The 23,297-nt window shown below is 60.4% G+C and carries 27 protein-coding genes (1 of these 27 running past the window's edge); 11 read left to right on the top strand and 16 right to left on the bottom strand.

Features of this window, described 5'->3' with window-relative positions:
• The 4 genes from dsbG to ACMYUN_RS23655 form a co-directional block, all read right to left on the bottom strand.
• Positions 1-771: a thiol:disulfide interchange protein DsbG gene (gene dsbG, locus ACMYUN_RS23640; protein WP_039759820.1), complete on the bottom strand. Its 771-nt coding sequence runs from the start codon at positions 769-771 to the stop codon at positions 1-3.
• Complete coding sequence (locus ACMYUN_RS23645; protein ID WP_039759818.1) at positions 747-1,628, bottom strand: TlpA disulfide reductase family protein; 882 nt, start codon at positions 1,626-1,628, stop codon at positions 747-749. Before ACMYUN_RS23645 ends, dsbG begins: the two co-directional genes overlap by 25 nt.
• On the bottom strand, positions 1,628-3,361 hold the full coding sequence (dsbD, locus tag ACMYUN_RS23650) for a protein-disulfide reductase DsbD (RefSeq protein WP_415761910.1): 1,734 nt from the start codon (positions 3,359-3,361) through the stop codon (positions 1,628-1,630). The genes ACMYUN_RS23645 and dsbD overlap by 1 nt, the downstream gene beginning before the upstream one ends.
• 97 nt (positions 3,362-3,458) lie before the next feature.
• Positions 3,459-4,151, bottom strand: a complete 693-nt coding sequence (locus tag ACMYUN_RS23655; protein ID WP_415761911.1) for a hypothetical protein — start codon at positions 4,149-4,151, stop codon at positions 3,459-3,461.
• A 255-nt stretch (positions 4,152-4,406) separates the two neighbouring features.
• On the opposite strand from ACMYUN_RS23655, the gene ACMYUN_RS23660 reads away from it, so the two are divergent.
• The 5 genes from ACMYUN_RS23660 (at position 4,407) to ACMYUN_RS23680 (ending at position 8,911) form a co-directional block, all read left to right on the top strand.
• Complete coding sequence (locus ACMYUN_RS23660; protein ID WP_039759813.1) at positions 4,407-5,087, top strand: response regulator; 681 nt, start codon at positions 4,407-4,409, stop codon at positions 5,085-5,087.
• Entirely contained in the window at positions 5,087-6,409 is a 1,323-nt protein-coding gene (locus tag ACMYUN_RS23665; protein ID WP_415761912.1) for an ATP-binding protein, read from the top strand. The genes ACMYUN_RS23660 and ACMYUN_RS23665 overlap by 1 nt, the downstream gene beginning before the upstream one ends.
• Before the next feature lie 156 nt (positions 6,410-6,565).
• Complete coding sequence (locus ACMYUN_RS23670) at positions 6,566-7,087, top strand: GNAT family N-acetyltransferase (protein ID WP_415761913.1); 522 nt, start codon at positions 6,566-6,568, stop codon at positions 7,085-7,087.
• 103 nt (positions 7,088-7,190) lie between these two features.
• On the top strand, positions 7,191-8,603 hold the full coding sequence (locus ACMYUN_RS23675; protein WP_415761914.1) for an aspartate aminotransferase family protein: 1,413 nt from the start codon (positions 7,191-7,193) through the stop codon (positions 8,601-8,603).
• Between the two features lie 83 nt (positions 8,604-8,686).
• Positions 8,687-8,911, top strand: coding sequence for an MbtH family protein (locus ACMYUN_RS23680; protein ID WP_041478467.1), 225 nt, complete (start codon positions 8,687-8,689; stop codon positions 8,909-8,911).
• Between the two features lie 199 nt (positions 8,912-9,110).
• Here the strand turns inward: ACMYUN_RS23680 and ACMYUN_RS23685 are convergent, their stop codons facing one another.
• The 10 genes from ACMYUN_RS23685 to soxR form a co-directional block, all read right to left on the bottom strand.
• A complete protein-coding gene (locus ACMYUN_RS23685) occupies positions 9,111-10,016 on the bottom strand; it encodes a metal ABC transporter substrate-binding protein (protein WP_129997279.1) in 906 nt (301 codons plus the stop codon).
• Positions 10,017-10,916 (bottom strand): metal ABC transporter permease, encoded by a 900-nt coding sequence (locus tag ACMYUN_RS23690; protein ID WP_007917717.1) that lies wholly within the window; start codon positions 10,914-10,916, stop codon positions 10,017-10,019. It lies immediately after the preceding gene.
• Positions 10,916-11,767, bottom strand: coding sequence for a metal ABC transporter ATP-binding protein (locus ACMYUN_RS23695; RefSeq protein WP_415761915.1), 852 nt, complete (start codon positions 11,765-11,767; stop codon positions 10,916-10,918). Before ACMYUN_RS23695 ends, ACMYUN_RS23690 begins: the two co-directional genes overlap by 1 nt.
• The gene (locus tag ACMYUN_RS23700; RefSeq protein ID WP_415761916.1) at positions 11,764-12,693 is read right to left on the bottom strand and encodes a metal ABC transporter substrate-binding protein; all 930 of its coding nucleotides are present in this window, start codon (positions 12,691-12,693) and stop codon (positions 11,764-11,766) included. The genes ACMYUN_RS23695 and ACMYUN_RS23700 overlap by 4 nt, the downstream gene beginning before the upstream one ends.
• A 35-nt stretch (positions 12,694-12,728) precedes the next feature.
• Positions 12,729-13,304 carry a DUF6162 family protein gene (locus ACMYUN_RS23705; protein WP_415761917.1) on the bottom strand — a complete coding sequence of 192 codons (576 nt, stop codon included), beginning with the start codon at positions 13,302-13,304 and terminating at the stop codon, positions 12,729-12,731.
• Positions 13,301-13,639 carry a hypothetical protein gene (locus ACMYUN_RS23710; RefSeq protein ID WP_039759799.1) on the bottom strand — a complete coding sequence of 113 codons (339 nt, stop codon included), beginning with the start codon at positions 13,637-13,639 and terminating at the stop codon, positions 13,301-13,303. The genes ACMYUN_RS23705 and ACMYUN_RS23710 overlap by 4 nt, the downstream gene beginning before the upstream one ends.
• Positions 13,636-14,178, bottom strand: coding sequence for a thiamine pyrophosphate-binding protein (locus tag ACMYUN_RS23715; protein WP_415761918.1), 543 nt, complete (start codon positions 14,176-14,178; stop codon positions 13,636-13,638). The genes ACMYUN_RS23710 and ACMYUN_RS23715 overlap by 4 nt, the downstream gene beginning before the upstream one ends.
• On the bottom strand, positions 14,175-15,374 hold the full coding sequence (locus ACMYUN_RS23720; RefSeq protein ID WP_415761919.1) for a PepSY-associated TM helix domain-containing protein: 1,200 nt from the start codon (positions 15,372-15,374) through the stop codon (positions 14,175-14,177). Before ACMYUN_RS23720 ends, ACMYUN_RS23715 begins: the two co-directional genes overlap by 4 nt.
• A 215-nt stretch (positions 15,375-15,589) precedes the next feature.
• Positions 15,590-16,048, bottom strand: coding sequence for a VOC family protein (locus ACMYUN_RS23725; protein WP_415761920.1), 459 nt, complete (start codon positions 16,046-16,048; stop codon positions 15,590-15,592).
• 111 nt (positions 16,049-16,159) lie between these two features.
• Positions 16,160-16,612 (bottom strand): redox-sensitive transcriptional activator SoxR, encoded by a 453-nt coding sequence (gene soxR / locus ACMYUN_RS23730; RefSeq protein ID WP_039759792.1) that lies wholly within the window; start codon positions 16,610-16,612, stop codon positions 16,160-16,162.
• A 91-nt stretch (positions 16,613-16,703) separates the two neighbouring features.
• On the opposite strand from soxR, the gene ACMYUN_RS23735 reads away from it, so the two are divergent.
• From ACMYUN_RS23735 to ACMYUN_RS23755, 5 genes are all read left to right on the top strand, one after another.
• Positions 16,704-17,057: an antibiotic biosynthesis monooxygenase gene (locus ACMYUN_RS23735; protein ID WP_415761921.1), complete on the top strand. Its 354-nt coding sequence runs from the start codon at positions 16,704-16,706 to the stop codon at positions 17,055-17,057.
• Between the two features lie 111 nt (positions 17,058-17,168).
• Positions 17,169-17,438: a hypothetical protein gene (locus tag ACMYUN_RS23740; RefSeq protein WP_415761922.1), complete on the top strand. Its 270-nt coding sequence runs from the start codon at positions 17,169-17,171 to the stop codon at positions 17,436-17,438.
• 101 nt (positions 17,439-17,539) lie between these two features.
• Positions 17,540-18,154: a LysE family translocator gene (locus ACMYUN_RS23745; RefSeq protein WP_133339307.1), complete on the top strand. Its 615-nt coding sequence runs from the start codon at positions 17,540-17,542 to the stop codon at positions 18,152-18,154.
• Between the two features lie 204 nt (positions 18,155-18,358).
• Entirely contained in the window at positions 18,359-19,525 is a 1,167-nt protein-coding gene (locus ACMYUN_RS23750; RefSeq protein WP_415761923.1) for an aminotransferase class V-fold PLP-dependent enzyme, read from the top strand.
• Between the two features lie 57 nt (positions 19,526-19,582).
• Positions 19,583-21,391 (top strand): aminopeptidase P family protein, encoded by a 1,809-nt coding sequence (locus tag ACMYUN_RS23755; RefSeq protein ID WP_415761924.1) that lies wholly within the window; start codon positions 19,583-19,585, stop codon positions 21,389-21,391.
• Positions 21,392-21,435: 44 nt separating this feature from the next.
• On the opposite strand, the gene ACMYUN_RS23760 is transcribed toward ACMYUN_RS23755, so the two are convergent.
• Together ACMYUN_RS23760 and ACMYUN_RS23765 are read right to left on the bottom strand one after the other, a co-directional pair.
• Positions 21,436-22,032: a 2-hydroxychromene-2-carboxylate isomerase gene (locus ACMYUN_RS23760; RefSeq protein WP_415763999.1), complete on the bottom strand. Its 597-nt coding sequence runs from the start codon at positions 22,030-22,032 to the stop codon at positions 21,436-21,438.
• A gap of 40 nt (positions 22,033-22,072) precedes the next feature.
• Positions 22,073-22,801: an SDR family oxidoreductase gene (locus tag ACMYUN_RS23765; RefSeq protein WP_415761925.1), complete on the bottom strand. Its 729-nt coding sequence runs from the start codon at positions 22,799-22,801 to the stop codon at positions 22,073-22,075.
• Between the two features lie 91 nt (positions 22,802-22,892).
• Here ACMYUN_RS23765 and ACMYUN_RS23770 point away from each other — a divergent pair, with 91 nt between their 5' ends.
• Positions 22,893-23,297, top strand: partial view of a TetR/AcrR family transcriptional regulator gene (locus ACMYUN_RS23770; RefSeq protein ID WP_415761926.1) — the 5' portion only. Its footprint extends 165 nt past the window's final position; only the first 405 of its 570 coding nucleotides appear in the window; the start codon lies at positions 22,893-22,895; the stop codon falls past the right edge of the window.

Here is a 23,297-nt window from a genome sequence, read left to right on the forward strand (position 1 = left end):
CTATTTCGGCCCGAGAATCTTCACCAACTTGTCCGGCGAAGGCGCGCCTTGCTGTTGTTGCAGTTCGCCTTTGTCGTCCAGGTAGAAAATCGCCGGGGTGGCCTGCAGTTCGAGGTCTTCCATCAACTGCATGTTGGTCGCGAGTTTGGTTTGCACGGCGACCGGGATGTCTTTCAAGGCCTTCAGCGCGCTGCCCTTGCCGGCTTTTTCATGATCTTCCAGGGCCTTGGCCGGGTCTTTCGCTGCCAGCAGCGCGGCTGACTTGCCAGGGCTGTCTTCGCGGATGATGCCGACCATGATGTGGCGCAACTGCACCTTGCCCGCCTTGACCCATGGCCGTGCCTGTTCCCAGAACATGTTGCAGTATGGGCAGTTCGGGTCGCTGAACAGGTACACCGTGCGCGGCGCGTCCTTGTTGCCGTCCTGAATCCAGTTGCTAGCCTCGAACTTGGCCCAGACTTCCTTGGACATCGGCGCGTAGACGAGTTTTTGCAAAGGTTCGCTGCTCAGGTCCTTGCCGTCGGCATCGTACAGATTGCCCACCACGACGTGTTTGCCGTCCGGGGTCAGGTACAGCGCCATGCCGCGATTCTGGTATTGCGCGGCGTACCCGCGCAGGCCATCGGGGGCGTCGAACTGGCCGACGATTTTCGCGCCCTTGGCTTCAATCTTTTTGATCGCCGCGGGCAGTTCTTCAGCAGCCTGCACCGACGGCAAGTGCAGCAGGGCAGTGCCCAGGGTCAGCGTCAGCAGGTGGCGGAGGCGGGGCATGGCAGTTTCCTTGCAGAGTTGGCCGGGGCAACGGCCTGATTCGGGCTTGAAGGTGAAGTGTCGAAGGTTTCCAGGGCGCGGGCGAGGCTGGCGTTCGACAGTTCACCGAGATGACTGGTCAGCAAGCGACCGTCCGGGCTATAGAACAGCGTAGTCGGTAACGCCATGGAACCCACGGCCTGACCGAGACGGCCATTGCGGTCGAACAGCACGTTGTTCAGGCTCAGGCCCTGGGTTTCCAGAAATGTCGCCACGCTTTGCATGCTTTCGGCCTGATTGACGAACAGGAAGGTCAGGTCCGGTCGCTGCTGTTGGGCGTTTTCCAGCACCGGCATTTCTCGCCGGCACGGCGGGCACCAGGTCGCCCACAGGTTGATCACCAGCGGGCCGCCCTGATAGTCACTGAGCTTGATCTTTTCCCCGGCGGCGTTGCGCAGGGAAATATCCGGCAGCCGCGTACCCTGTTCATAGATGTTCAGCGACAGGGTGGCAAGCAGCCAGAACGCTACGCCACTGACCACGCCGAAGCCCAGCGGGCGTCGCAGTCCGGGGCGCCGCCAGCCGCGATACAACGCCGCCAACAACAGAACGATCACCCCGGGCCAGGCGAGGAAACCACCGTCGCGCAGATCGATGATCTGCCACGGGTCATTGCGATAGTGCGACCAGTACAGAGCGACAAACGCAATGCGCGCCGCAAGCATGCCCAGCAAGAACAGGCTGAACAGCGCCGACTCGGGGTTATCGCCTCCGCGCTTGGCCACCCGCCAGCCGACAAACGTCGCCAGCGCCAAAGCACTGATCAGCAGCAGGTGGTTGAGCGCGATGGCGAAAGTGCCGAGGGTGAACGTCAGCATCAGTTGGCGTCTCGGGTAGTGGACCAGCGTTGCAGGAAGGTGTCGGCATCGACCTCACCAGTGATGCGCTGGCTGCGGCGTTCTTCGCCGTCAGCGCCGATCCAGATGAACGTCGGCGGCCCCGGCACTTTGTAGCGACTGAGCAGGTCGCGGCTGGCGGCGTTGTCGGCGGTCACATCCAGGCGCAGCAGGCGCACATCACTCAATGCCTGCATGACTTTGGCCTCGCCGAATACCTTCTTCTCCATGACCTTGCACGACACACACCAATCGGCGTAGTAATCGAGCAGTACCCACTGGCCCTGAGCCTTGGCCGCGTCGAGTTCACGTTGTAGAACGGCCGGCTCCTTGATCGTCGTGAAGGCATCGTGACCTGTCGGCGCTGCGCTGGCGACACGGCCGACGCTGTAGACCTGCAACGGCTGATACGGATCATCGCTGCCGCCCGCCGCACCGATCACCAACACGCTGCCCCACAAACCGAGCAACAGGGACAGGGCGCCAAACATCTGCGCGACGCGGCCAAACCCTGCGGATTGTTTCCAGGCGCTGTAAGCCGCAATCACCAGCAGCGCGCCACACAGACCCAGCCACAACGACGAATCCAGCACCGGACGCAGCATCAGCAATGCGGTTGCGAGAAAGAGGAAGCCGAATATGCCCTTGAGCAGATTCATCCATGCGCCGGGTTTCGGCAGGAAGCGGTTGCCGACGGTGACCAGCAGCAACAGCGGCACACCGATGCCGATGCCCAGCGCAAACAGGATCAGACCACCGTGCAAGGCGTTACCGCTTTGCGCGATGTACAGCAGCGCACCGGCCAGTGGCGCGGTCATGCACGGCCCGACCAACAGACCGGACAATGCGCCCAGCACACCGGCGCCGATCAGGCTGCCGCCGCTGCGGCTGCGCGACGCATGTTCAAGTCGATCACGCAGTGCCACCGGCAGTTGCAGCTCGAAGAAGCCGAACATCGGCAATGCCAGCACCACGAAAATCGTTGCAAACGCACCGAGCAGCCAAGGGTTCTGCAACCACGCCTGCAGGTTTGCACCGAGCAGCGCTGCAATCACACCCATCGCCGCATAGACCAGCGCCATGCAGATCACGTAGCTGCTTGCCAAGGCAAACCCGCGCCGAGGCGTGGCACCACTGCCGACAATCATGCCGGCCAGAATCGGCAGCATCGGCAGCGAACACGGCGTGAACGCCAACAGCAGACCAAGACCGAAGAACACCAACAGGCTCCAGCCCAGCGCCCGTTGTTGCAGGCTGCTGGCCAAGACCTGATCCGGCGCTTCAGCGCCCGTTGTTGCTGCGGCTTTGCCGCCCAGATCGATCACCCGGGTTTGCGGTGGGTAGCACAGACCGGCATCGGCGCAGCCCTGATAACTGACCTTGATCTGACCACTGGCCGCCGCCGGGATCTTCACTTCCAGCCCTTGCCGATAGACCGGCTGCTCGCCGAAGAACTCATCGCTGTGGGATTCGCCTTCAGGCAGCACCGGCTGCTGATCGGCGGCCAGTCCGTCGAATTTCAAACGTTTTTGATAGAGGTAGTAGCCGTCGGTGATCTGCCAGAACAGCTGGGTTTCGCCTGAATCCAGACGCTCGGAAGTCAGTACGAATGCCTTGTCGACGGGTAAAAAGTCCGGCTTGGACTCGAACGGATTGTTTCCGGCCTGAGCCAGACCGGAAATCAGCAGAGCAAACAGAAGAAAAAAATGACGCATGGAGGAGCCTTGTCCCTGTGCAAGTGGGGTGCAGGATGGGCGGCGGCGATTAACCGATAATTAACCCTATCCTACTAGCCTCGCCGGGATTGACCAATCAGCCACGCAGCAGGCCGGGCCAATTGTCGTCATTGATTGTTGTGGGGCCGGAAACCAGTCGGTCGGATTGAATGTTGTAGGTCAAATACTGATTGTTGGTGAGGAAGATGTACCAGTAGCTGTCCGCGAATGTCCGGTCATTCTGTGCCGCAGTGATAATTCGGTCTTTATAGGGTTTCAGCGCGCCTAGTTGATATTCGCCGAAGCGGTTGCGCGTAAGGGTCTTGGCCTTGTAGTTGAAAGAGAGATAGTGTCCGTCATCAAGGATAAACCGGAACAGGAAGGGGTGGCCGGTAAGTTGAAACCAGGTGCCGGCGATAATCTTGTCGAAATAAGGAAGGATCGGCTTCCAGATAGAGTCAGCGACCTTGTAGAAAGCAGCCACCTTATCGTTGTCCTGGTCATATTTGCAGACCATCGGCGTTGTTCCCTGATAAAAGAACAACCAGGCAATATCCTCGTCACTGCCGGCATTCCAGCCAAACGAAGTGGTGGTCAAGCCGAAGCGCAGGTCCTTTATATAGGGGTCGAAAGTATCCCAGCTGCCAGCAGTTGAGGCTGGATAATTTTCCGATACGCTATTGTCGCCAATATCAAAGCGCGAATAAGTGTCGGTGTCCTTGAAAAAGAAATAAATTCGATCGGGGCCGGAGCGCCAGTCTATGGCGACGAAGTTATTCAAGTTGCTCATGTTTTAAATTCCGTTTAAAAGTGGATTTGAAGCGGCAGGCAGAAACTAAATGAAGTCATGTTTTCGATACAGTCCGGAATTGTTTCTGGATGGGTAAACAGCAAAAAAAGAATTGTGAGGCTGGGCCTCGCATTCGCCGCTGATACGCGATAACCCACCTTGTTTTCGTGCAGCTTCCCGAACCCCGACATGTAGCGCCATAATTGCGCCTTAATCTTCGCCTGTTTCACTCGCGTTTTTATCCACGGAGCCCCCATGCACGTACTGGTTTGCGAAGACGACGAACTGATCGCCAGCGGTATCGTTGCCGGTCTCACGGCACAGGGCCTGACCGTCGAGCACGTCAACACTGCGTCGAAGGCGCGGGCGATGCTCAAGGTCGCGGAATTCGACGTGATGGTGCTCGACCTCGGCCTGCCCGACGAAGACGGCCTCAAGTTGCTGCAGCAATTGCGCCAGAGCGGCCTGGAAATCCCCGTGTTGATTCTCACCGCTCGCGATTCAGTAACTGATCGTGTCGACGGCTTGCAGGCCGGCGCTGACGACTACCTGCTCAAGCCTTTCGACCTGCGCGAACTGTTCGCTCGGCTGCAAACCTTGTTGCGCCGAGTGGCCGGGCGCAGCGTCAATCTGATCGAGCACGGCGCGCTCACCTACGACCCGAGCAGCCGGGAAACCCGCCTGGCCGGGCAACCGGTGGATTTGTCGCGCCGCGAGCAGTCACTGTTGCAGGCACTGCTGCACAATCGCGGACGGGTGCTGTCCACCGAGCAACTGAAGGACAGCGTCTACGGTTTCAACGACGAACTGGAAAGCAACGCACTGAACGTGCATATCCATCATCTGCGCAGCAAGCTTGGTAAAGGCATCGTCGAAACCGTGCGCGGTCTGGGCTATCGCCTCGGGCCTGCCGATGGCGCAGAGCAAGGCAAGTGATGAGTCTGCGCCTGCGCCTGAGCCTGACGCTCGGCGCCGCCTTCGCGCTGATCTGGGCACTGGCGGCGGCGTGGATGCTCAGCGATTTGCGCAATCAGATGATGTTTTCTCTCGATCAGCGTCTGGTTGCCTCGGCGCGCATGGTCGCCGGCCTGCTCGAGCAATTGCCGACGCTGCCGAGCAAAGGCGAGGGCACCCACTTCAGTGCTGAACAGCTGAACATTCCCGGCGGCATGGCCTGTCAGGTCAGCTCATTGCGCGGCGAGATTCTCGCGCGAAGCCACAACAACCCCGAGCAAGCGCTGGAAGCCGAGAAAATGGGCTTCCACGATCAGATGATCGACGGCGCGCCGTGGCGCAGTTTTACCCTGGCCCGCGGCGATGTGCGCATCACGACGGCAGACCGGCAGATCGAGCGCGAAGCCTTGAACATGTCGATTCTGCTCGCCGCTTCGGTACCGGTTGGCGTCGCCTTGCTGGGTTGTCTGTGCCTGTTGTGGCTAGGCATCGGTCAGGGCCTGGCGCCACTGAATCGCCTGCGCGAAGCGCTGATGCGACGCAATGCCGATTCCCTTGAGCCATTGCAGCTGCAAGCGTTTCCCAGCGAATTGAAGCCGTTGCTGGAAACCCAGAATCAATTGTTCCAGCGCATTGGCAAGACCATCGAGCGTGAACGCCGCCTGACCGGTGACGCCGCACATGAATTGCGCAGCCCGCTGACGGCGATCAAGACCCACCTGCAAGTGGCGCGCATGACCGATGGCAGCGCCCGTGATCAGTCGTTGGCTCGCGCCGAGGAGGGCGCCGATCGCCTACACCGCACCCTTGAACAGTTGCTGTTGCTGGCACGGGTCGAGGGCAGTCTGTCGTTCGATGACGGTTCGCAATGCAGTGCCGAGCAAGTGGCCCGACTGGCGATCCAGGACGCCACCGGCGGTGAGCGACTGCGGATCAAACTGCATGTGCCGGATGACCTGTCCGCCGCGCCGCTGCAAATGCCTGCGGTACTGGCGATTGCTGCCCTGCGCAACCTGCTCGACAACGCTCTGCGCCATACGCCTGAAGAGTGTGCGGTCGAGGTCAATCTGGAAAACATCGGCAAGCGCGTGCGGTTTGTGGTGCGCGACCATGGCCCGGGCATCGCGCCTGACGACATACAACATCTGACTCAGCGCTTCTGGCGCAACGGGCAAAGCACCGGCTGTGGGCTGGGTCTGGCGATTGTCCAAGCGATTGTGCAGCGCTGTGACTGCGCCTTGCATTTCGACAGCCGCCCGGATGGCTTGCGGGTCGAACTGACCATGCCGTTGCAAACCCACTGATCTCACCTCAGATCCCCTGTGGGAGCGAGCAGGCTCGCTCCCACAAAAAAAAGCATGTTCTGGCACATCAAATGTAACTTCTTGGCGTTCGCTATCCGCCAGTGGCGGGGCTAAGGTCAACCCAGCTTTGACTCAATGGATTGAGGGAACGGCGCCATGGAAGCACCCGTCTGCATACGTCCGGCCATCCTGGCCGATACCGGCATCATCAACCGCATTGTCGAGCGCTCGATCCGTATCGGATGTGCACTCGATCACCGCAATCATCCACTTCTCGTCAGTGACTGGCTCAACCGCTCCTCCGCCGATTTCATCAGTAGCCGGCTCGCCGACCCACACGTCTATCTCTGCATCGCTTTGCTTGATGACAAACCGGTTGGTGTCGGCATGGTCCGGGTCAGTGGCGAAATCCTGTTGTGTTACGTCCAGCCTGAATCCTTCCGCCGCGGTGTCGGCCGGGCGCTGATGCAGACTCTCGAGGGCTGGTTGCGCATTCGTGGTGTGCAGCATGTGCACCTCAACAGCACCCGCACCGCCGAGGCGTTCTATCGGCACCTGGGTTACCAACAGGCAGCGCTACCCGGTCTCTGCAACGGCCTGCAATCCGTGCCGCTGCGCAAACCTTTGTCCTCACCGGCCGGACAACTCGATCAAGGGTGTAAATCCGCACCGCGCTGAAGCGTTTCCAGAACAGGAAACCTGCAAGTGCGCCCCGACCGGAACGCGCACCTGTCGGTGTGCTGTTCTGGTCACTATCCATAGCGAATTGAGGGGTCGAGAGATGTCAGTCGCCACCAGTCTTATCGAAGAGCCGTCGGCCCGGGTCGCCTCGGCGCCAGCGGAGACGTTGTATGAATTCCACGAATCACCGTTGCTGGCGCGCCAGAGCCAGCAGGAGTCAAACGCCCGCAGCTATCCGCGGCGCATTCCGCTGGCGCTCAAGCGTGCCAGGGGCTTGTATGTCGAGGATGTTGAAGGGCGTACATTCATCGACTGCCTCGCCGGGGCCGGCACGCTGGCGCTGGGGCATAACCACCCGGTGGTAATCGAGGCGATCCAGCAAGTGCTGGCCGATGAGTTGCCGCTGCACACCCTTGACCTGACCACGCCGGTCAAGGATCAATTCGTCCAGGACCTGTTCGGACTGCTGCCGAAGGAACTGGCGGCGCAGGCAAAAATCCAGTTCTGCGGCCCGACCGGCACCGACGCCGTGGAAGCAGCGCTGAAACTGGTGCGCACGGCTACCGGCCGCAGCACGGTGCTGTCGTTTTCCGGCGGTTATCACGGCATGAGTCAGGGGGCGTTGAGCCTGATGGGCAGCCTCGGGCCGAAAAAACCAATGGGTGCCTTGCTCAGCAACGGCGTGCAGTTCATGCCGTTTCCCTACGATTACCGTTGCCCGTTTGGCCTAGGTGGCGCGGCCGGAATCAAAGCCAATCTGAGCTATCTGGAAAATCTGCTCAACGATCCCGAGGCCGGGGTGCAATTGCCGGCGGCGGTGATCGTCGAGGCGGTGCAGGGCGAGGGCGGAGTGATTCCAGCTGATATCGAATGGTTGCGCGGTTTGCGCCGAATCACCGAGAAGGCTGGTGTGGCGCTGATTGTCGATGAGATCCAGAGCGGTTTCGCTCGTACCGGCAAGATGTTCGCCTTTGAACACGCGGGCATTGTTCCGGATGTGGTTGTACTGTCCAAGGCCATCGGTGGCAGCCTGCCATTGGCGGTAGTGGTTTACCGCGACTGGCTCGACACCTGGCAACCGGGCGCCCATGCAGGCACGTTCCGCGGCAATCAGATGGCCATGGCCGCCGGTTCAGCGGTGATGCGCTATCTGGTCGAGCACAAGGTTTGCGAGCACGCCGCCGCCATGGGTGATCGACTCAGGGAGCATCTGCACATCCTGCAACGCGACTTCCCGCAGTTGGGCGATATTCGTGGTCGCGGCCTGATGCTCGGCGTTGAACTGGTGGACCCGAACGGCGCGCCCGACGCGCTCGGTCATCCGCCAGCGTATGCGCGTCTGGCGCCGCTGGTGCAGCGTGAATGCCTCAAGCGTGGCCTGATTCTGGAGCTGGGCGGTCGGCATGGTGCGGTGGTGCGCTTCCTGCCGCCGCTGGTGATCACTGCCGCGGAAATCGATCGGGTGGCCGAGATCTTCGGTCGTGCATTGGCCGCTGCCACCGCCGCGTTGTAAATTTTTTCGCGCGGCGAACGTTCTTTCTACATACCCCGGCTGCATCCGTTGTGCAGCCAACCTTACATCGATGGAGAACCAGCATGACGTCAGTATTCGACCGCGAGGACATCCTCTTTCAGGTCGTGGTCAACCACGAAGAGCAATACTCGATCTGGCCCGATTACAAAGCCGTGCCGGAAGGCTGGCGTACCGTTGGCAAGAGCGGCCTGAAAAAGGAATGCCTGGCCTACATCGAAGAAGTCTGGACCGACATGCGCCCGTTGAGCCTGCGCCAGAAGATGGATGCACAAGTCGCGGCGCAATAAGCGATCGGGCAAAAGAAACCCGCTGGACCAGTGATGGTCAGCGGGGTTTTTCATGCCTTGAATTTGTATTGCCTGCACAGTCTCATCGCTGGCAAGCCAGCTCCCACAGGTATTGTGGTTGATCACAAATGTGTGTTCGCCAAAAAACTTTGTGGGAGCTGGCTTGCCAGCGATGAACGATGACGCGGATTTACTCAAACTACGCTCCGCTCAACCCCTTGAGCAACACATCCACATTCCCCTCCAGCTCCGCCAGCGGATCCGCCGCATCGGTACTCAACACCACCAGGCGGCTGCCGGATTCGGCAATCGCCGCTTTCACCGGCTCCGCTGGCTGGCGATGGTGCAGGACCACCGCCACGTCGTTGTCCTTGAGCGTCGCCGTCAGCTTCTTCAACTCATCTGGCGTCCACTCGGCATCAGGACGCGCGTCCTGTCCGGCCAGTTCGAGATTGAGGCTGCCAATCAGATAGCCGAAGTGATCGCTCAAGCTCATCACGCTCAGGTTGTCCGCTTCGGCCAAGCGCGCTTCGGTGTCGGCGCTGAGTTTCAGCAGGCGCTGTTTCAACGCCGCCAGGTTGGCCTCGATCGCAGGCTTGGCGCTCGGTGCCAGGCGCACCAGGTCCGCCGCCATCACATCGGCCATGCGTCCCATGTTGTTGCTCGCCAGCCATGGCTGACTGTTCAGGCCATCAACCTGCAGGCCCGGCTGCACGGCGATGCCGGGCAGGGCGCCGTCGACCGGGCGCGCAGCGTCGACTTCGACGATACGGATGTTGCTGCGCCGCGCGATTGGGTACAGCGGATCATCGGCCCACAGCGAACGCAGACCGATTACCGCATCCGCGTCGGTAGCCAGTTTGCTCAGCGCCGGCGCGCCACGGCCGGTGAAATACGCAGTCTGACGGCTACCCGGAAGGTTGGCCGGCGCTGCACGTTCGAGTTTGACGTCGGTACCCTTGAGCAATGCTTCGCCCAATCCATAGGTGATCGGTAACGAGGCCAGAACGCGCAAGGGTTTCGCACTTTCAGCCGCCAGCAGCGGGGTGCAGACCACGCCACACAGGGCCATGGCCAGAGTCAGGTTACGCAGTGAAAAAGCCATTTATCCAAGGTTCCCTTTCAGGCTGGGGACGACGCCGCGCGCAATGGCGGCGAGGGCGAAAGCGATGCCGGCGACCAGAATGATCGCGGCGCCGGATGGAATCGGCAGGTCGAACACGATTGGCGCAAGTATCCCGCACAGCGTACTGACAGTGGCGATCAGCACCGAGCACCAGAAAAAACCTTTGAGCGACTGGCTGAGCAAACGCGCCGCCGCCGCCGGAATCACCAGCAAGGCACCGACCAGAATTGCGCCGATCACCTTCACTGCCGCAACGGTGATCAAGGTCACCAGAATCACGAACAGGTAATCCAGGGTCTTCACCGCTACGCCACGCACCGCTGCCAATTGCGGATTGAAACTGGCGAGCATGATGCGGTTGTACAGCGGCAGGGCGAGGGCCATGACCAGCGAACCGACGATGGCCAGCACCGCCAGATCATTGCCGTTGACGGTCAGTACCGAACCGAACAGCACGTTTTCCAGAATGTGCACGTTGATCTTGCCGGCGAGAATCAGCAGCAGGCTTGCGCCCAGTGCCAGCGACACCGAGAGAAACACGCCGATCAGCGTATCCGGTGCCAGACCGGTGCGGTTGCGCAGGTAATTGAGCAGGATGCCGAACAGCAGGCAGTAACCGAACAGGCTGCCGTAGGGGCCGGTGTAGGGTTCGCCGAGCAGAATGCCGATGGCGACACCGGTCAACGCGGCATGGCCGACTGCTTCGGAAAAGAATGCAAAGCGCTTGACCACCACCAGCGTGCCGAGCCCGCCCAGCACCGGGCCGATCAGCAGGCCGGCGAGCAGGGCGTTGACGACAAAGCCGTAGGCCAGCGCTTCCGGCAGATAACCGGAAGACGCCCAGCCCTGGACCATCAAACGAAAGGCTTCGTAACTCATCAGACCGCGCTCCGTGGATGGGTGGAAAACAGCGTCAGCAGACGCTCCGGAGTCAGTGCTTGTTGCGGTGTGGCATCGAACAGCACGCGGCGGTTGAGACCGGTGACCCGATCGGCCAGCCGACCCACCGCTTCCAGATCATGTTCGATCCACAACACCGTGATGCCCGCCGCGCGCCAGTCAGTCAGCAGACGTTCGAACACCTGAATCCCGGCCTCATCGAGGGCCGACATCGGCTCGTCGAGCACCAGCAATTGCGGTGCCGGGATCAAGCCCTGCGCGAGCAGTACCCGCTGCCGCTCACCACCGGACAGCGCGCCCATGCGCCGCTTGCGCTTGTCCTCCATGCCGACGCGCTCCAGCGCCGCGCCGATGGCGCCGGCGTAGTGTTTGCTCAAACCGAGGAAGGCCGGGCGGCGTTGACACATTGCCGCCATGAAATCGTCGACGGTCATCGGCAAGCCGCGATCGAACTCCAGCGCCTGCGGGACGTAACCAATGGTGCCGGGCTCGCCGGGCCAGTGCAGACTGAGCTGGCCCTGATGCGGCATCTGCCCGAGCAGGGTCTTGATCAGCGAACTCTTGCCACCGCCGTTGGGGCCGACCAGCGCATGCACGCTGCCGGGCTGCACCTGGAAGCTGACCTTGTCGAGAATCGTCGTACGCCCCAAGGTCAGGCTGATACCCGCAAACTCCAGCGCCGGCCCGTTTTTTCCCTGTGGGAGTGAGCCTGCTCGCGAATGCGGTGTGTCATTCAACGAAGATGTTGGCTGATCCGGCGCCTTCGCGAGCAGGCTCGCTCCCACAGGGGGTTCAGCGTGATCGGCGATCAAGGTTTCTTTCGACGTCATGCCCCCGACTCCTGAATCGCCCGAACCACGGTGTTGAGGTTGCCGGTCATTTCCTTTTCATACTTGTCGGCGGTGTATTCGCCGTAGGAAATGTGCGACAGCGGGTACAGCTTCACCCCGGATTCGCGCTGGATGGTGTCGACGTAGCTGGAAGGGAAATCCATCTCGGAGAAGATCACTTTCACGTCGAGTTCGCGTAATTGATCGATGGTTTTTTTCAGCTGGCTCGGGCTTGGCTCGATGCCGTGGGCGGGCTCGACCACGGCTGTCACTTCCAGACCGAATTCACGCAACAGATAGTCGTAAGCTGCGTGCACCGTGGCCACGCGCAGTTCGGCATTCGGTGCCTGGGTCAGTTTGGCCAACGCCTCGGCGCGCATCTGCCGCAGGCGTTTGCCATAGGCGCGGGCGTTCTGGGTGTAGGTCTTGGCGTTGTCCGGATCGAGCTTGCCCAGTTCGCGGGCAATGTTGTTGACCTGGGCGATGGAAGCGCTGATCGACAGGAACGTGTGCGGATTGACCACTTTGCCGGCGCCGCGCGCAGCGACACCGGTGGCCGCCAGCAGCGGAACGTTCTCGTTGGCTTCGATGGTTTTGACGTTGGGTGTTTCGCTGGCGGCGATCATCCGGTCGGCGAAGTCGTCATGGCCGACGCCGTTGAGCACGACCACGTCCAGTCCGCTGATGCGCTTGATGTCTTCGGCGCGCGGTTCGTAGGCGTGCGGATTGAAGCCCGCAGGAATCAGCGGCACCACTTCGGCCTTGTCGCCGACGATGTTGGCGACGTAGCTGTAATACGGATGCAGAGTGATGCCGATACGCAGGCGTTTGCCTTGCTCGGCGCTGGCCAACGGGCTCAGCAGGCAGGCGCACAGGCCAAGCAGAAACAGGCGTAACAAGGGACGGCGAGGAGATGAAATGGACATGGGCAAGCAGTCTTCTCTCGGATAAAGGCGAGGAATCAATGGCGATGTTCGCGGGTAACCCCGGCATCGAATTGCGCGACGATCTGTTTCCAGCCAGCGGCGGACAGCGCGGCGTCAGACAGATCCGCAGCAGGCGCGGGATCGGCGCCGCGGTTGAGCCAGATGTCCGGCGTCGCGTTGTCGTCAGTGCCGACACGCATCAGAAACGAGCCGGCGACATCAGGCGTTGCACTACGGCCGAAATAGGCACGGTCGGCGAGCATCTGCCACGCATGACCGCCACGGCTGACCGAACTGGCATCCTGCGCGAACGGCGCAAAACCTTCGTCGGCCAGCATCTGTGGCGTCGGCAGGGCTTGTTGCTCTTCGCGCAGCAAGCGGATTTCGTCGAGGGTCACTCGCAGGTCGGCATAGATGCCTTGCTCGGCGGCGCTGAGATCGCGGCGGGCGTCGTACTGGTTACTGGCAACCGGCTCCGCTTCATGAGAAACCCCGCGCCACGCCACCACCGAGCCGGCGACCGCGAGGATCAGCAGGCACAACAGCAGCACGTTGAGGGTTTCATGGCCGGCGCCGGCCGGGCGTACCACTTGCGTCGTCGGGGTACTCATGGGGCTTCGATATCCGCCTGGTCGATTTCCACGACGTGGCCGGGGCCGGCGTCGAACAGCACATAGAACTCGCTGCCGGGCTTCTTGAACGTCAGCGTCGAGTCATCGCCTAATTTGCCCGGCACCAGAATGGTTTCGTCGTAGCCGATCACATCGAGGGTCACCCCCGGCGCACCGCTGCCATCGGAGAAACCGCCGGTGCATTTGATCTGTTCGGCATCGATGGCTTTGCATTCGCACATCGGGTTGTGCGCCAGTGCGCTGGCGCTGAAAGCCGCGCTCAGCAGCAGCGCAGCGCTAGCGAGCAAACGGGTATGAAGGGGTGAGCGAGTCATGGTTTGGCTCCTTGTCTGTTCAGCCACGCAACCGTGGCGGGGGAGGCTTGGCTCAGAGGAATCGCGGCTTGGTGCATGCTGCCGTCCCAGCCTTCCATGGTGATCCACAGCTCGGCGTCAGGTTTGGTCTTTGCCGGGATCGGCATTTGCGTGCCCATGCGATAAGGCGTACCGAAGAAGATCGTGCCGGCGGCGCGCAGGCTGCGCGGTTTGCCGATGCGCAGGTAAGTCGCCTTGACCTGATCGACGCAGGTGTCACAGACGGCGGCAGTGAAGTCCTTCATATAGCCGGCCGGTCCGCTCAGGTGCGGTGCCTCTTCGCGTAACTCGGCCAGGCGCAGGCTCCATGGGCCGACCTGAACCGTGCCAATTTCCCGTTGACCCAGGCCACTGTCGCCGCGAAACAGCGAGGCATCGGCAAAGTACTTCGGCATGAAACCCAGCGGGATCAGCAACAGCAGGACGTTGATATGGAAGCGCCACTTGTGCCAGAAACGCGACAGGCGCGAGGGCGGTGTGACCGAGATGGCTTTGTTCACAGGCTGGCCTCCGAAGGTTCACGGCGCAGCGCCGGTTGTGCCTTGATGCGGTTTTTCTTGTCCTCGCGTTTCAGCGCATTGGCGGTGGCCAACGCGGTGCGCTTGGTCCAGATCAGCAGGCCGCTGAGGATCATCATGGTCAGCAACAGACCGAAGAAGAACCAGATCAACTTGATCCAGATCCCACCGAAGTCGCCGGTATGCAGCGGACGCATGGATTCGGTGACGAATTCCAGCGAGGAGCGGTCGGACAGCAAGCGTGAGGAAGCCAATTCGCCGTTGTAGGGGTTGAGTGTCGCGGTCTGATACATCAGCGGATACCAGCCACGGCCGCTGACGCTCATGTGCGAGTAGGCATTGCCCGGCAGGTTGACGTAGCTGGCTTCCAGCCCCGGAATCTTCTGCTGAGCGATTTCGATGGCGCGGTCCAGGCTGATGCGCGGCGGCGGGGTGCCGGCGGCCGAAATCGGCACACTTTCGCGGGACATCGCCGGAATGATCGGCTCGCTGGAAATCGAAATCTGGTTATCGAACAGGATCGCCTTGATCAGGAACCAGATGCCGGTGATGGAGATCACCGCGATGAACCAGATCGACCAGATGCCGCACAGGCGATGAAAGTCGCCCCAGAAAATCCGCGCGCCATGGCGTACGCGCAGGGTCGGGCGCAAAAAACCTTTCCAGAAGCGTTTGTAGACCACCAGCCCGGTAATCAGCGACACCAGCATCGGCACGCCGAGCAGCGACACCAGATACCAGCCCCAGCTGTAGCCATTGGTGAACGGCACCAGCCACCAGCCATGCAGGGCGCGGGTAAAGGCCTTGAAATCGAAGGCCGGCGCGGTGCCCTGAATGACCCCCGTGTACGGATTGACATACACCGTCAACGAGCGCCCGTCGGGGTAGCTGACTTCGACGTCGAGGGCAAAGTGCGACTCGTCGGGGCGATTGATGCTCTGCACCAGGGTTTGCGGCTCGGCTTGTTTGATCGCGGCGAGAATCTGGTCGTAGCTCAGTCGCGGCGCATCGTCCGACGGCTGACTGGCGCGCATTTGCGGGTTGGCCAGCCAGACAATCTCCTGGCTGACCACCGCCAGCGTGCCGGTGACACAGACGATCAATACAAAGAACCAGATCGGCAACGCCAGCCAGCTATGCACCAGGAACCACAGTTTGGAACGGGATTTCTTCGACATGATTGCGCGTCTTGATTGCGGTGGAAGGGGCCGGGCTACGGGCTTCGCAGCACGGAACTCCCCGGGAGGCCGCTCGTGGCTTTTGCCTACGCGAACGGCCTGCATTCCTATAAGACGGATGAGCGAAGAAAATCCCGAAAGCGGATATGAAAGCAAATGTTTCGCAATTACATCGGCAGTGCATATTTTGCCGGTTGATCCGAGGCAACAAGCCCTCAGCCTTGGTTGAACATCTCCATCGCTCGCTGGCGAATCTGCTCTTCGCTCAAATCCTCTTTGCGCGTGGCGAGAAACCACAGATGGCCGAACGGATCTCTCAACGTGCCGCTGCGGTCACCGTAAAACTGGTCTTTGACCTCGGAGACGCTTTGCGCCCCGGCATCCAGCGCTTGTTGAAAGGATTGGTCGACATCGGTGACGTAGAGATGCAAGCCGATCGAGACCGCTTGCTGCGGATTGCTCAGCGGTCCTTGATCGCAAGGCGTGCCGAGCATGATCGCGCCGTCGCCGATGCGCAGTTCGGCATGGCCGATGTTGCCGTCGGGCATGGTCAGGCGCATGACTTCGCTGGCATTGAAGGCTTTCTTGTAGAACTCGATGGCCTCGGCGGCCTGTTGGATGCCGAGATACGGGGTAATGCTGTGATACCCCTCGGGAATGGGTTTGACGCTCATGACGTTCTCCCTGTTTTGTTTTCAACAAATGTGGTTACGCCGGATTTGCCCGGAGCAATCACTATAGAACCGTCCTTACTGCGCGGAATTTGCGCCGACGAGCCGCGCTCATCATTCATCGCGAAAGTGCGGGCCTGGCCCTTGGTCACCGAGCATGTCGCCTTTATTGCGCAGCGGACACGCTTCCATGGACAGACAGCCGCAGCCGATGCACCCGGTCAGCTGATCGCGCATCAGCGTCATTTGCCTGATCCGTTCGTCGAGCTCGCGCTGCCATTGTTCAGAGAGCATTTTCCAGTCCGCCGCCGACGGCGCGCGATCCTGCGGCAGGATTTTCAGCGCTTCGCCGATCTCCGCCAGCGGTATCCCCAGCCGTTGCGCGACTTTGATCAACGCCACCCGGCGCAGGACGGCGCGCGGATAACGGCGCTGATTGCCGGCGTTGCGTTCACTCTTGATCAACCCTTTGGCTTCGTAAAAATGCAGCGCGGTGACCGCGACGCCACTGCGCGCCGCAACCTCGCCCACGGTTAGAGGCTTGTGCACCTGCTCCTTGCTGATCATGCGGAAAATACTCTTGACCTTGACTTAACTAGAGGTTTTACCCTTCAGCTCTTCGGGTCGCAAGGCTCGCTTCAATAAATGGGGGCTTTCCATGAGCAATCGCAGTTTTACCCAATTGATCGAATTCGAAATCGAACCCCGTCAGCAAGCGGCGCTGGTCTCGGCACTGGCCACGCAGACCGAGGGGCTGGCCCAGCGTTACGACGGGTTTATCAGCGCCAGCGTGCAGGCCAGCGACGACGGGCGCCGCGTGCTGAGCTTTTTGCAGTGGCAAAGTCGCGAAGCGGGGGAGGCGGCATTTCGCAGTTTCGAAAGCGGCGAGGAGGATTTCTGGCAGTTGATCCGCACCCATCGGGCGAAAACCGTGACCTTCAATTCATTCCAGGTGCACAGCAGCATTGCCCGCAGTCACGACGATGCGCTGCATTGCCGTCTGCCGGTTTAGCCAGTATTAGCGCAAAGCTGATAGCCACTATTGAGAGCGTTGATTTCTGCGCGAGCGTGCCCGGGCGTAGCCTTTCTCCATCGACCCCACATTGCTCGCCAGGACGCTCCCATGAACCGTTTACTGACTGTTTCGCTGATGCTCGCTGTTTCCGTACTCGCCGGTTGTGCCGGCCATGTTTCGCCCGAGCTGCGCCCTTACACCGCAGAAGAATCCCGCGAACTGGCGCTGGAAGCGCTGAACCGCAGCGGTTTGTCGTTCGACGAATACCACGCGAAAAAAGCCCAATTGCTCGACCAGCCGCAGAAGACCTTCGGCTTCGATCAGCAGGGTGAGATGAGCGCCGAACGTGCCATACAGCTGCACGGTCGTCCAAGCTGAAAGCAAACTGTACTGCTTGAAGTTTTCCCTAACTGTCCGTGGGTTTGCCGGGCCGTGTGGGATAGGGTCAACAGCTGAATGACCCTGGATGGACTGCCTCGATGAACCTCTCGCTTGATCTGCTGTTGGGCTTTGCCCTGTTTGCCCTTGTTACCTCGATCACACCGGGGCCGAACAACACCATGTTGCTGGCGTCCGGCGTGAACTTTGGCTTCAATCGCACCATTCCGCACATGCTCGGCATCAGCTGCGGCTTCTTTCTATTGGTGGTCGCGGTGGGCTTCGGCCTTGGCGCGGTGTTTCAGGCCTATCCGATTCTGTATACGGTGCTGCGCTATGTCGGCGCGGCGTATTTGCTCTATCTGGCGTGGAAGATCGCCCACTCCGGCCCGGTCGGTGACAGTGCCGTCGGCGAGGCGAAACCGATCAGCTATCTGGGCGCCGCGGCGTTCCAATGGGTCAACCCCAAGGCGTGGATCATGGCCATCGGTGCCATCAGCACCTATACGCCGATGCAGGGTTATTTCTACAACGTCGTGATCATCGCGGCGGTATTCGCCATCATCAATCTGCCCAGTGTCGGCCTGTGGGCGGCGTGCGGCACGCTGTTGCGCAATGTGCTCAAGGATCCGCGCTGGTTGCGCGTGTTCAATTGGGGCATGGCGGCGCTGTTGGTGATCTCGCTGTATCCGTTACTTCTCGAAAGCTTTCATTGACGCATTGCTTCAATCGCCGGCCCGATGCCTGTTAAGCTCGGTTTCAGGAGCGTTCCTACGCACTTTTAATGAAGCCCTACTTCTTTAACGGCATCCGATCAGGTATTGATGACGCTCTCGAACCCATGCACAGCTCACGAGGCTGTGCATCGTCGTTTGTAGACACGAGCCTCCTGATCCCGGAACACGCTCTGCGAGTCCTTTATGAACACACGTCCGTTGTATTTCGATTACGCCGCCACCACCCCGGTGGACGAGCGGGTCATCCAGGTGATGATCGAATGTCTGGGTTTTCACGGTAACTTCGGTAACCCGGCGTCCAGCTCCCACGCTTTCGGCCAGCAGGCCCGGCAGACGGTCGAGCAGGCGCGCCGGCAAGTCGCCGATCTGGTCGGCGCGCAGCCTGAGCAGATTGTCTGGACCTCCGGTGCCACCGAATCCAACAACCTCGCGCTCAAAGGCGTCGCCCAGGCTCGTGGCGTTGCCGGCGGGCACATCATTACAAGCCAGATTGAACACAAGGCGATCCTCGACACCGCCCGGCAATTGCAGGATTCAGGCATTGCCGTGACCTATCTGGTGCCGGACGCAGAAGGCTTGATCACGCCGCAAGCGGTCCGCGAAGCCATGCGTGACGACACCTTTCTCGTGTCGCTGATGCTGGTCAACAACGAGTTGGGCACGGTCAACGATGTCGAGGCGATTGGCGAAGTGGTGCGCAGTCGGCAGGCGTTGTTTCATGTGGATGCGGCGCAAGGCGCGGGCAAAGTCGCGATCGATCTGAGCCGCTGGCCGGTGGATCTGATGTCGTTTTCCGCACACAAACTCTACGGTCCCAAGGGCATCGGCGCCCTGTATGTGGGCCCGCTCGCGCAGCAACGCCTGCAGGCGCAAATCCATGGTGGCGGTCATGAAGGTGGCCTGCGCTCCGGAACCCTGGCGACTCATCAGATTGCCGGGATGGGCGCTGCTTTCGCTTTGGCCGCCGACGCATTCGATGAAGAGAAAAAATCCATCATCGCTTTGCGCGAACGCTTGCTCGAACAGCTTTTGAAGTTGCCCGGCGTGCGCCTCAATGGCAGTGCCTCGCAACGTATTCCGCACACCCTGAGCCTGACCTTCAGCGAGGGCGAGTTCAACAGCGCCGCATTGAGCCATTCGATCGCGTTTTCCGCGACGTCGGCGTGTAATTCCGCAAGTAATGCGCCGTCCCACGTGCTGCTCGCGCTCGGACACGATGCGCGGCTGGCGGGGCGCACCATTCGCTTGAGCCTCGGGCGGTTTACCACCGTTGAGGATGTCGACAAGGCCGTTGACCTGATCACAACCGCCTGCGCCAGTGCCCCGGCATTTTGGGCAACAGGCCTCTAAACAGCTGAAAATTATCGGCTACGAACAATAACGATGACGCGATTAGCAGGAGACATGATGAGTTCCCACACCTTGACCGAAGGATCGGTGCCTCAGCGCCTGGCGCATACCCGTGAACTGATGCGCCGCGAAGGCATCCATGCGCTGCTGGTGCCGTCCGCCGACCCGCATCTTTCGGAATACCTGCCGGGTTACTGGCAGGGCCGGCAATGGCTGTCGGGTTTCCACGGCTCGGTCGGTACGTTGATCGTCACTGCGGATTTCGCCGGTGTGTGGGCCGACAGTCGTTACTGGGAACAGGCGACGAAAGAGCTCAACGGCAGCGGCATCGAACTGGTCAAGCTGCAACCGGGGCAACCGAGCCCGCTGGACTGGCTGGCGGAGCAAACACCCGAGGGCGGCGTGGTTGCAGTGGATGGTGCAGTAATGGCGGTGGCTTCGGCGCGCACACTGAGCAGCAAGCTTGAGGCACGCGGTGCTCGCCTGCGCACCGATACCGACCTGTTGCAGGAAGTCTGGCGTGATCGCCCGAGCCTGCCGAACGCGCCGATCTATCAGCATCTGCCGCCACAAGCGACCGTCAGCCGTGGCGAGAAACTGGCGAAATTGCGCGAAACCTTGCAAGAGCGTGGCGCCGATTGGCATTTCATCGCCACCCTCGACGACATCGCTTGGCTGTTCAACCTGCGTGGCGGTGATGTTTCGTTCAATCCGGTGTTTGTTTCGTTCGCCTTGATCAATCAGCAACAGGCCACGCTGTTCGTCGCCCTGAGCAAGGTCGATGCCGATCTGCGCGGCGTGCTCGAACAGGATGGCGTGACGCTGCGTGACTACAGCGAAGTGGCCGATGCATTGCGTGCTGTGCCGAGTGGCGCGAGCCTGCTGGTCGATCCGGCGCGAGTGACCACAGGTTTGCTGGATCACCTGGACAGTGGCGTGAAACTGGTCGAAGGCCTGAACCCGACCACGCTGGCCAAATCGCAGAAAAGCGAAGCCGACGCTCAGCACATCCGCAAAGCGATGGAGCAGGATGGCGCGGCGTTGTGCGAATTCTTTGCCTGGCTGGAATCGGCGTGGGGGCGCGAGCGCATCACCGAGCTGACCATCGACGAGAAACTTACCGCTGCCCGTGAGCGGCGTCCCGATTACGTTTCGCTGAGCTTCAACACGATTGCCGCGTTCAACGCCAATGGCGCGATGCCGCACTATCACGCTACAGAAGAGGAGCATGCGCTGATCCAGGGTGATGGTCTGTTGCTCATCGATTCCGGTGGTCAATACCTCGGCGGTACCACAGACATCACGCGCATGGTCCCGGTGGGTACGCCGACCCAGGAGCAGAAACAGGATTGCACGCGCGTGTTGAAAGGCGTGATTGCGCTGTCGCGGGCACGATTCCCGAAAGGCATTCTGTCACCTCTGCTCGATGCCATCGCCCGTGCGCCGATCTGGGCTGACAACGTCGACTACGGTCACGGCACCGGTCATGGCGTGGGCTATTTCCTCAATGTTCACGAAGGTCCGCAAGTGATCGCTTATCAAGCGGCACCGGCACCGCAGACGGCGATGCAGCCGGGGATGATTACCTCGATCGAACCCGGCACTTATCGCCCGGGCCGCTGGGGCGTGCGCATCGAGAACCTGGCGATGAACCGCGAGGCCGGCAGCAGCGAATTCGGCGACTTCCTCAAGTTCGAAACCCTGACGCTGTGCCCGATCGATACCCGCTGCCTGATTGCTGACCTGTTGACCCACGAAGAAAAGCAGTGGCTGAACGACTACCACCGCGAAGTGCGTGAGCGACTGAGTCCATTGCTGGATGGCGCGGCGTTGAGCTGGTTGAACGAGCGCACTGTGGCCATTTGATCGATTTACCCAAGGCACCGCTCGCGGTGCCTTGGGGCTTGGCTTCAGTCCTGGCGCAATGCCTCTTCCACGAAGTCGAGTCGATCCTGACCGAAGAACAACTGATCGCCAATGAACATGCTGGGGGCACCGAAAACGCCGCGCTTGATCGCGGCTTCGGTGTTTTCCTTGAGTGCGGCTTTTACTGATTCATCGTTGGTCAGCGCGATTATCTCTTGGGGATCGAAGCCGTTTTCAGTCAGCACGGCGGCAACGGTTTGCGGATCGTTGAGGTTACGGCCTTCGACCCAAAGCGCCTTGAACAGGCAATCGACGAACTCGGCGAAGCGTTGCGGCTGATGTAGTTGGATGCCGGTGACGGCACGCATCAATGTCAGCGTATTGATCGGAAAGTGCGGATTGAGTCTGAGCTGGACGCCATAGCGTTTGGCGAAGCGATCCAGGTCCAGAAACATGTAGCGACCCTTGGCCGGAATCATTGCTGGCGAAGCGTTGCCAGTGGCTTTGAACACCCCTCCCAACAGCATTGGAATGTAGGTCAATTCGCTTTGGGTATCAGCGCAAATCTTCGGCAGTTGGGTGTACGCCAGATAGGTGGCGGGGCTGCCAAGGTCGAAATAGAATTCCACGGTTTTCGTCATGATCAAGTTGCGCTCTTGTTGTTGTAATCCGGGAGAGGGCTTACCAGCGTTCATTCCATGGGCGCAGGTCCAGCTCGAAGGTCCAGGCATCCCGAGGCTGACTGTGCAGATACCAGTAGTTTTCGGCAATGTGCTCTGGCTTGAGAATGCCGTCCTGATCCTTGGTCGCGTATTTCTCAGGAAAGCTGTTACGGATGAAATCGGTGTCGATCGCACCATCAACCACAATGTGGGCGACATGAATGTTCATCGGCCCCAACTCTCTCGCCATGCTTTGTGCCAATGCGCGAATGCCATGTTTGGCTCCAGCGAAAGCGGCGAACCCTGAAGCACCGCGCAATCCGGCAGTGGCACCGGTGAACAGAATCGTGCCGCGCTGCCGGGTCACCATGCGCTTGGCCACTTCACGGGCATTGAGAAAGCCGGAGAAGCAGGCCATCTCCCAGATCTTGAAATATTTGCGTGCGGTTTCTTCGAGAATGCTGCAGGGCACGTTGGCACCGATGTTGAAGACAAAGGCCTCAATCGGGCCGACTCGGGTTTCGATGTCTTCAATCAGCGCGATGACGTCTTCTTCCTTACGTGCATCGCAGGCGAAACCATGAGCCTCACCGCCCTCAGCGATGATTGCGTCAACCAGTGGCTGAAGTTTTTCGGCGCTGCGCCGGGTCACGCAGGCAATGAAACCTTCACTGGCAAAACGCTTGGCAATCGCTCCGCCCGTGGCATCCCCGGCCCCGACAACCAGCACGACCTTCTTGTTATTCATGGGTGAATCCCTTTGGGTTAACGATCGTTTAGTTAACGAACGTTATGCTAGGATTCGGGCAGCGTCAAGGCGAGCTATTTCAGGAGATGACATGCGTTATTCGGCCGGACACAAATCGGAAACCCGCGAACGGTTGCTGCAAAGCAGCGCGCTGTCGGCGAAAAAATCGGGGTTTTCCACAGTGGGCGTGGATGGCCTGATGAAAGCCATCGGTTTGAGTGGTGCGGCCTTCTACAGCCACTTTTCATCCAAGGATGCCTTGTTCGCAGCCATCGTCGAGCGGGAGTTGAGCGAGAGTCTTGAGCGTCTTGGCGGGCAGGGCGGTGCGGATCGGCAGCGACTGGAGCGTTGTCTGAAGCATTACCTGAGCATGGCCCACGTCGAACAACCCGAGGTCGGTTGCGCGCTGCCGACATTGGGCGCGGAGATTGCCCGTGCCGATGTGCAGGTGCGTGAGCAGGCTGAAGAGTGGATCTGTCGTCTTCAGCAAAGCTGG

The organism is Pseudomonas sp. CP4 (genome assembly GCF_047758505.1).
Taxonomy (GTDB): domain Bacteria; phylum Pseudomonadota; class Gammaproteobacteria; order Pseudomonadales; family Pseudomonadaceae; genus Aquipseudomonas; species Aquipseudomonas fluorescens_AO.